This is a genomic window from Okeania sp. SIO1H4, from assembly GCF_010672695.1.
Lineage (GTDB): Bacteria > Cyanobacteriota > Cyanobacteriia > Cyanobacteriales > Microcoleaceae > Okeania > Okeania hirsuta.
The window spans coordinates 1-8,548 of record NZ_JAAHGB010000130.1; the positions used below are offsets into that span (position 1 = coordinate 1).

Below are 8,548 nucleotides of genomic sequence, written 5' to 3' on the forward strand. Positions count from 1 at the left end.
TGACGCGATCGCAAATCCTCTGTGCTCCACCAAACAAAGTATCCAGAGATTTCGGCCAACTCGTTGCCATTCTCCATTTTATCTGTTGGGGTTCGGTTTGACTCAATGCAGGTAAAGCAACTGCACTTGTACCAGCAACAGTAGCATAACTAATTAGGTTTCGACGTTTCATTATCTTATATGTTATTTATTGATAGCAACCACCAGAGCAGTTAGGACATTCTCGCTCTTCTCAAATTTAGTCACAGCAACCTCTCCCTCTTCCCTCTCTTCCCCCTCTCCCCTCTCTTCTGATTCAGCTTGGGGAGTTATTGAAGGCAAACTGAGCAAAACTTAATTCATTAATAGCATTCCATTGATAAATCTGTTCTCGGAACTTTTTCCACTGTTCGTAGACTTCTTTAAAGGTTGCATCCTGATTAGCTTTCTCTTCGTAAAATTCAAAAGCTGCTTTCTGTGCTGCTTGTAAAATTTCTTGACTGTAAGGGCGTAATTCAGTGCCACCTGCTATCAATTCTGCCAATGCTGCTCCGTTTAAAGCATCATATTGGGCGAGCATACTTATATTTGCTTGATATGCAGCACTTTTAAAAGTTTCCTGATATTCTTTTGGCAACTTATTCCATTCATCCAGATTAACTTGCACCTCAAAAGTCGGACCAGGTTCCCACCAACCAGGATAATAATAGTATTTCGCAGCATTATTTAAACCTAGTTTCTGGTCATCATAAGGACCTACCCATTCCGCAGCATCAAGAGCGCCTCGCTCCAAAGCTAGATAAATTTCACCACCAGGCAATACTTGAGCATTTACACCTAATTTTTTCATTACTTCCCCACCAAAACCAGGGATACGCATACTTAAACCATTTAGATCGTTAACTGTGTTAATCTCTCGTTTAAACCAGCCTCCCATCTGCGTCCCACTATTACCAGCAGGAAAACTAATAATGTTAAAGTCGGAGTAAAGCTTGTGCATTATTTCTAACCCTCCACCATGATAATACCAAGCATTCTGTTGTTGGGCAGTTAAGCCAAAGGGGACAGCAGTGCCAAAAGCAAGAGCTGAATTTTTACCAACATAATAGTAACTAGCAGTATGGCCACATTGTACTGTACCTTGTTGGACAGCATCCAGAACCTCTAAACCTCCGACTATTTCACCAGCTTGATAGGGGGTAATGGTAAATCTGCCATTAGTCATAGCTGCGACGCGATCGCATACTGTTTGTGCCCCACCAAAAACTGTTTCTAAGGAACGAGGCCAACTCGTGGTCATTCTCCATTTTACAGAGGGCAAGCTATCAGTAGAGGTAGTTTCAGTGGTAGTTTGACTACAAGCGGCTAAAGTTGCGACACTTGCAGCAGTTGCAATATGGTTAATTAGTTTTCTTCGTTTCATTGTTTTATATTATTTGTGTTTTAAGCTTTTCTACTTAGTATTAGATCAGGTTTCAGGGTTTGATATCTTGATCAAAGGGAGTAGAAACAGAAGCTGAAATCTTACCCAAGTATATAGTAAAATAGGCAAAAATACCTCAAACTATAAAGTCTAGCGCTATATTCACTGCCATCTCAAAAATCTTATTTATCAAAATAATTGGGTCGCGCAACCCCGCCTTGATTAGCAAAATGTTTTTAGAGGGTTGCTCTAATCCCTGTTACCAAAAAAACTTCTGTACGTCGCCAATCCGACGGCTCCCCTATCTGACTTCTGACTCCTGAGTTCGTTAAATTTCACCAAAGGCGATCAACGTGAAGCCACAATCATCAGGTCTGTCAGGTGATGAAGTCACAACAACTAAGTGATATGGCATAACTTCAACAATGGCAACTGACATATTAAATGTCTTCCACTCAGGTCCTTGAATGGTACAAACTGGCGCTGGTTGTTTAACAAAAGGACGCTCGAACTCTATTAAATAGGTTCCTTGCCAAATTCTGCGGGAACGGAACCCTTCACCAAACATAATGTTACCGTCTGGATGAACAGCACCATAGATGTGTTGGATTTCTTTTCCCACTGAATCTTTGATAATTGTCATTATTGACTCCTGCTAGATTTACAGTAACTAAAAAAATAGTTTATATTAATTTGTTTTGCGGTATAATATCAAATCCGTTTAATTGGACATAAAAAAAATCTTCAATCGCCATAACTACGTTTATCTTTGTAATTCTTTCTCCTCCTGACTCCTCCTAACTTAACCATTCTATGGCTGTTTAACCGGGTTTGATATAATACCAAATCTGGTTACCATAAAGATACTGTCTTAAATTATTTTCTAATCCTTCTGCCTTACTTTATCAGGTAAAGCTTCGATCTAAATTGGATTAACGGTTACAGATGTCCCCCAAGCCTAAAAAGCCCTCAAACAAAAAGTCTGGGGCTAAATTTTAATGTTATAGAGCTTTCAATACAGCAATTATTTACTGTTATCTTAAAAAGCTCACCATAATTTTTCAAATTTTTCATTCCCTAGTGGTAAAATGCTTGCACCCATTTATGTATCGTTGATAGGTAGGGTAGGAGGGAATATCAAAGTTTTAGATATTGCCAAAAGCAATAAAGGTGAAACCACAATCTTCAGATCTGTCAGGTGAAGAAGTAGTGCATACAAAGTGCCATGGAGCAACGTCAACGACAGCGACTGACAGATTAAATGTCTGCCATTCACCTCCATAAATGGTACAAATTGCTGCTGGGGTGTCTACAAAAGGCTGGTCGAATTCTATTAGATAAAGTCCATAGCGAAGTTTGTGGCATTTGAAGCCTTCACCAGAAATTATCTTACCGTCTGGAGAAATAACACCATAGATGTGCTGAGTTGCTGTTCCCGCTGAATCTTTAAAAATTGCCATTACTGACTCCTGTTAGATTTTACTGTACTGTTTGAAATCAACTATAGAAAATTTAAACAGCTTATTCCTTCTTGCTGACAATATCAGCAATGGTTAAACCATTGAATACACTATTTTCCGACTTTTCTAGGATTTGAGTCAACAGTTATCAACCTATAGAATAGGTAGGTTAATTAATATGCTGTTAACATTTTTTGCAAGGGTTAAAACTCTTATTTAGCGTCACCAAAAGCAATAAATGTAAAAGCACAATCAATAGGTTGGTGAGGTGATGAAGTAATGCAGATGAAGTACTCTGGATTAACTTCAACTATGGCAACTGACATATTAAATGTCTTCCACTCATTTCCAGTAATAGTACAAACTGGTGCTGGAATACCATCAAAAGGACACTCGAATTTTATGATATAGGTTCCTTCCTTAATTTTCTGGCTCTCAAAACCTTCGCCGAACCACTTACTACCGTCTGGTCCGACACCACCGTAGATATGTTGGTGTCCGTGCTCATGGTCATCTTTAAAGATTGCCATAACTTGATCCTATGTCAGTTAATTTACATTCTTAAAACTATCATCAGTAGGGTAAAAACACTTTAGTCTTGTGATTAAAGTTTACAATCAGAGAATTATTCCTATTAATGCTATAATCAGAGTCTAGATTTGATAATTTGTATTTAAAATTACATCTTTTTATTTTTTTAAGAATTGATTTTATATGACTTACTTACAGGAACCTAGAAACTCAATTTTTTCCTAAATATCTATCGTTAAAACCACAATTTCTCCTAGTAGCAACTGGGTTTATTTGGGTAATTCTGTAAAATAAATAGACATCTGGTAAAAATCAAAAATAAAATCAATTATTATCCAGAAATTATCAATTACTCCCCTCCTGGGAGGGGGAGGGGCGAGGGGTGGGTTCCCTGTTCCCTGTTCCCTGTTCCCTGTTCCCTGTTTTGGAGGAGATGTCTAATTTATTCTATTTCAAAGATGTCACAAATAGTTTCCAACTTTAAATGTGAAATAATTTCCTGAAATTACTGTATAGTCAAAGTCTTGTAGCTCTATAAAATCCTGCTTTTGACTTTTGACTTTTGACTTTTGACTTCCGTGAAACGGTATAGTAATTCACACTAGACTTTTGATTTGGTCAAGACTGTTGTAAAATCATGAGATTAGTCAATTGAATTTTACAAAATCTCATTGAGAATGGAACAAAATCATAAATCAACAGTAATAATCACAGGTGCATCGTCAGGGGTGGGTTTACACGCTGCCAAAGCTTTAGCAAAAACAGGTCAATGGTATGTAGTGATGGCTTGTCGAGACCTCTCGAAAGCAGAAAAAGTTGCCCAAGAAGTAGGAATGGCAAAAGATAGCTACACTGTGATGCACCTAGATTTGGCTAGTCTAGATAGTGTACGACGGTTTGTTAATACTTTCAGAGAAAGCGGTAGGTCTCTAGAAGCTTTGGTTTGCAACGCTGCGGTATATTTGCCTCTATTAAAAGAACCGATGCGTAGTCCAGATGGGTATGAATTGAGTGTGGCGACAAATCATCTGGGACATTTTCTCCTATGTAACATTATGTTAGAGGATTTGAAACAGTCTCCTGCTGCGGATAAAAGATTGGTGATTTTGGGAACTGTAACAGCTAACCCGAAAGAGTTGGGAGGAAAGATTCCAATTCCAGCACCTCCAGATTTGGGAAATCTTCAGGGTTTTGAAGCAGGTTTCAAAGCTCCTATTTCTATGATTAATGGCAAAAAGTTTAAGTCTGGTAAGGCTTATAAAGATAGTAAACTCTGTAATGTTTTGACAATGCGGGAGTTACATCGGCGTTATCACGAGTCAACAGGGATTGTTTTTAGTTCTCTGTATCCTGGATGTGTGGCAGATACGCCTCTATTCCGAAATCATTATCCTTTATTCCAGAAAATTTTCCCGCTATTCCAGAAAAATATTACTGGGGGATATGTTTCTCAAGATTTAGCAGGAGAAAGAGTTGCTGCTTTAGTTAAAGATCCTGAGTATAAGGAGTCTGGAATGTATTGGAGTTGGGGAAATCGACAGAAGAAAGATCGTCAGTCTTTTGTGCAAGAAGTTTCTGATGAAGCGAGTGATGATGATAAAGCGATTAAGCTTTGGGAATTAAGTTCAAAGTTGGTAGGGTTGAGTTAGTTTTTTAATTGAGATATTGACATCCTCCCCGGCCTAAAGGCACGGGGATTCCTACCGAGCCGTAACTCCTCGGTGGGTTGACGTTTTGCTGGCGCAAAGCTCCGCTAACACAGGCTGCTGCTACCTTGACGCTAGTCTGACGCTTGCCTCCACGTCCGTTTTTAGTCTCCGAATGCCCTCCGGCGACTAATATATTGATCGCTGCATTCTCATCTCTATCATGTTTTGCGCCGCAGTTGAGACACTCCCATTCTCGCACCTGAAGGTCTAATTTTCCACCTTTAAACCCACAGCTAGAGCAAGTTTGAGATGTGGGTTCCCAACGACTAATTACTTGAAAATCACGACCATATTTTTCTGCTTTTCCTTCTAGGAATGTTCTGAATGTTCTCCAACCTAAATCAGATATAGCTCTGGATAATTTACGGTTTTTTACCATACCAGAAACGTTCAAATCCTCTAAAACAATTGTTTGGTTTTCACTAATTATTTTAGTAGATAATTTATGCAGAAAATCTGTTCTTGTATCTTTCAGTTTGGCATAAAATTTAGCCACTCTCAACCTAGCTTTTTCATATCTTTTAGATCCTTTAGTTTTTTTAGATAATGATTTGCTTAACTTTCGATATTTATTAATTCGTTTCTTTAGTGGTTTTGGAGCATCAATTTTTTGACCATTACTTAATGTAGCAAAAGTTTTGATTCCTAAATCTATACCTACTGAATTATCAGTTTTTGGTAAGGTTTCTGGTTGTATTTCTACTACAAAACTAAGAAAGTATCTATTAGCTGAATCTTTAATTACTGTTACTGAGCTAGGCTCACTGGGTAGTTTTCTTGACCAGGCTACTTTAAGCTTTCCAATCTTAGCTAAATAAACTTTATCTTGGTGTACTTTAAACCCTCTCAAGGTAAACCTGGCAGTCTGTTTTGATTTCCTGGTTTTAAATTTGGGAGGTTTTATGGCTTGGCCTTTTATCTGGCCTTTTGTCGAACTAAAAAAGTTTTGATAAGCTTGGTTTAAATCATTCAATGATTGCTGTAATGGTACAACTGAAACCTCTGATAACCATTCTTTGTCTTCAGTCTTTTTTGCTTGAGTAATAAAGAGTTTTTGTAGCTCAGAATTAGTGGGTTTCTTTTCTCCTAATCTGTACTTTTCCTGACAGCAAGCTAGACTATCATTCCACACAACACGAACACAACCAAACAGCTTTGCTAATCTGGCTTTTTGTGCCGGTGCTGGATAAATACGATACTTAAATCTAGCTTTCATAATTTTTGTTTAAACTAATAATATGATAGCATACTTACTACTTTTTCACCAATAAACCAATAAAAAGTCGCCCTAGAAGGGCGAGGCTTCAGACCCATTTTCTTGGTAAAAATTCCCGCGCTTTCTTAATAAGGGAGCGTAGGGATTTTTGTTAATTATAAATTAGCTAAATCTATAAGCGACCAAAATTTTTACGAGTTTCGAGAAGAGCCAAGTTGGCAGATGCGGTCGGCTTTTGCAAGTAAATTTATCAGTATTTCGCCTACCTTATATTCAGGCCAAAACAGGTACTTTATTTAATTTAACTTATAGTTAAAATTGATGAAATACTATTGATAAATATAGATTACAGAGCAATCAAAAAATCCACTTTGTCTCTGTTTCATTATAGAGAAAGATCAAATAATTTTTCTCTTTATCTTGCCAACCATTGACTTTTCTGCTAAATTCAAGATTACTTTATCTAAGTATTCTATAATTTTTATATAGAACCTAAAACCCTAACGTTATAGTTATGACTGTCTCATTAGTTAGTACTACACAAGCAGCTTTTCTACTAAATATTTCAACAGGTAGATTGAGGTTTTTACTCAATAAAGGTCGTGTTATCGGCGCTCGAAAAGTCAAAAGATTTTGGCAAATTCCTCTCAACCATCGCGGAATGCCAGAGATTACACCAGGTTGTCGTGGTCCTGAAGGTAGTTGGAATAAACTTCAACGCAAAGCTAAGACTATTGTTCATGTTCTGCGAAAGACTATTGACTATAACCGAGACAATGGAACTTCTCATCCAGCCGTTGCAGTGAAAGTGGGAGATAAAAAGAATTATTGCCATGCCCTTAAAATTAACGGACCTTGCCAAATTGTTTATCAGCCTCATAACCCGAACAAAAGTCAAGCTGGGGGAGCTCGTCTGTGGATTGAAGTAGATCCAGAACATATAGTAGAACGAAAATATTTTGTTAATGGAGATTATGGTCCGCCACCGGAAGTAGTTCAGCAGCGTGCAAAAACTAAGGGGGCAAAAAGTAAGAAGAAAAAATCTAAAAAGAAAGGAAAGAATAAAACCAGTTAACTGGATAGTTAACTTGGAAACAGAGAATTTCAATAGCAGTGTCTTGGTACTGTTCTATTTTTTGCTGTCTAGAAATCGCTAATTATACAGACTATTAACTCAGAAAATTGAACATCTATTTAGCGATCGCTCTCCAACTCTCTTTACTTCCAGCAAGTATTTAGGGTCATTTTTTGTCTCTAGGCTTGACTTCACAAGGCTTTCAAATTCTCAATCATTTCAGGTCAACGAAGAAGGACGTATAGATTCAGAAATTATATTAGTATCTAGCAAATAGTTTAAACTCATAAATCAACCTCTCTCCCTGGTGACTTATCTCGTAAGTTCTCAAAAGTATTATCATCAAAAGTAATTCCTTTTTGTTCTATTTTTGCCCTAAATTTTTGATAGGCTGAACAAAAATCATTAACCTCTTTAATTTCTATTAAAATTTCTTGGTTATCGGGTAAATTTACTTCCTCTAATAACTCGATAGTTTTTCCTTTTTTAATTCCCTTTACTAACATACAGCACTTTCCGATGTAATGAGGTACACCTTATTTTAAGTCAGAAGTAATATCATGTTCGGTTGAATACTTACACTTTGGAGGAGATAAGGCAGAAGGAAAGAAAAGGTTAGAAGGGAAAAGGTTTTTTATCACTGATTATCCGTTAGCGTAGCTCCCCCGGAGGGGAACATGATATAAAAAACTAAGAAGATTGGACTGTACCTCATAGCAAAGGAAACCCCTGTAAAATTAACTTTTTAAATATCTGTAAATTTATATAATCACTCATTTAAACTTAACTATATTGTAAGTAAAAAAACGGAGAGATTTAATCAGTATTTTGTTATCTAATAACGAAATTAATTCTTGTGATTAAAATTACCAAAGATTAATTTTTATGTCACATTTTGATTTGATCTTATAGTTTATGATGCCTTGTAGTTGTTACCTAATCAAGCAGTTATGTCTACTCAACATGGTCAGAGTTCAGCCCTTAATGAAGAAGCTCAAAATGTTGATATTATAAATAATACAAAGAGTCTAATTGGACTTTGGACAAAAAGTAACTAACAGTTAGCGTAATAATTACGCTAATCAAACAGGATAATACCGCTCTATCTCCAGTGAATTTAATCACTGAAAAAAGGCATTGAAGAAGGAGACAGGA

Annotated in this window: 8 protein-coding genes; 2 read left to right on the top strand and 6 right to left on the bottom strand. The window is 36.9% G+C overall.

The genetic code is table 11. From position 1 onward, the window contains the following. Positions 1-295 precede the first annotated feature (295 nt). The 4 genes from F6K06_RS32675 to F6K06_RS32690 all read right to left on the bottom strand — a co-directional run bounded on the left by F6K06_RS32675 (position 296) and on the right by F6K06_RS32690 (position 3,392). A complete protein-coding gene (locus F6K06_RS32675; protein WP_124146384.1) occupies positions 296-1,402 on the bottom strand; it encodes a TRAP transporter substrate-binding protein in 1,107 nt (368 codons plus the stop codon). 328 nt (positions 1,403-1,730) lie between these two features. Continuing rightward, complete coding sequence (locus F6K06_RS32680) at positions 1,731-2,045, bottom strand: hypothetical protein (protein WP_287244357.1); 315 nt, start codon at positions 2,043-2,045, stop codon at positions 1,731-1,733. A gap of 502 nt (positions 2,046-2,547) precedes the next feature. Further along, positions 2,548-2,862, bottom strand: a complete 315-nt coding sequence (locus F6K06_RS32685; RefSeq protein ID WP_124147531.1) for a hypothetical protein — start codon at positions 2,860-2,862, stop codon at positions 2,548-2,550. A gap of 212 nt (positions 2,863-3,074) precedes the next feature. Next, a complete protein-coding gene (locus tag F6K06_RS32690; RefSeq protein WP_287244360.1) occupies positions 3,075-3,392 on the bottom strand; it encodes a hypothetical protein in 318 nt (105 codons plus the stop codon). A 678-nt stretch (positions 3,393-4,070) separates the two neighbouring features. On the opposite strand from F6K06_RS32690, the gene F6K06_RS32695 reads away from it, so the two are divergent. Next, positions 4,071-5,042, top strand: a complete 972-nt coding sequence (locus tag F6K06_RS32695; protein ID WP_124147232.1) for a protochlorophyllide reductase — start codon at positions 4,071-4,073, stop codon at positions 5,040-5,042. A 4-nt stretch (positions 5,043-5,046) separates the two neighbouring features. Here F6K06_RS32695 and F6K06_RS32700 read toward each other — a convergent pair whose 3' ends face one another. Beyond that, complete coding sequence (locus F6K06_RS32700) at positions 5,047-6,318, bottom strand: RNA-guided endonuclease TnpB family protein (protein WP_287244361.1); 1,272 nt, start codon at positions 6,316-6,318, stop codon at positions 5,047-5,049. 514 nt (positions 6,319-6,832) lie between these two features. On the opposite strand from F6K06_RS32700, the gene F6K06_RS32705 reads away from it, so the two are divergent. After that, positions 6,833-7,393 (top strand): DNA-binding protein, encoded by a 561-nt coding sequence (locus F6K06_RS32705; RefSeq protein WP_192901092.1) that lies wholly within the window; start codon positions 6,833-6,835, stop codon positions 7,391-7,393. A 284-nt stretch (positions 7,394-7,677) separates the two neighbouring features. Here F6K06_RS32705 and F6K06_RS32710 read toward each other — a convergent pair whose 3' ends face one another. Further along, positions 7,678-7,899 carry a hypothetical protein gene (locus F6K06_RS32710; RefSeq protein WP_124144377.1) on the bottom strand — a complete coding sequence of 74 codons (222 nt, stop codon included), beginning with the start codon at positions 7,897-7,899 and terminating at the stop codon, positions 7,678-7,680. Positions 7,900-8,548 lie beyond the last annotated feature (649 nt).

Bases quoted from the DNA above. Each gene is read 5' to 3' on its own strand.
- F6K06_RS32675 (WP_124146384.1), bottom strand. From the start codon at position 1,402: ATGAAACGAAGAAAACTAATTAACCATATTGCAACTGCTGCAAGTGTC.
- F6K06_RS32680 (WP_287244357.1), bottom strand. From the start codon at position 2,045: ATGACAATTATCAAAGATTCAGTGGGAAAAGAAATCCAACACATCTAT.
- F6K06_RS32685 (WP_124147531.1), bottom strand. From the start codon at position 2,862: ATGGCAATTTTTAAAGATTCAGCGGGAACAGCAACTCAGCACATCTAT.
- F6K06_RS32690 (WP_287244360.1), bottom strand. From the start codon at position 3,392: ATGGCAATCTTTAAAGATGACCATGAGCACGGACACCAACATATCTAC.
- F6K06_RS32695 (WP_124147232.1), top strand. From the start codon at position 4,071: ATGGAACAAAATCATAAATCAACAGTAATAATCACAGGTGCATCGTCA.
- F6K06_RS32700 (WP_287244361.1), bottom strand. From the start codon at position 6,318: ATGAAAGCTAGATTTAAGTATCGTATTTATCCAGCACCGGCACAAAAA.
- F6K06_RS32705 (WP_192901092.1), top strand. From the start codon at position 6,833: ATGACTGTCTCATTAGTTAGTACTACACAAGCAGCTTTTCTACTAAAT.
- F6K06_RS32710 (WP_124144377.1), bottom strand. From the start codon at position 7,899: ATGTTAGTAAAGGGAATTAAAAAAGGAAAAACTATCGAGTTATTAGAG.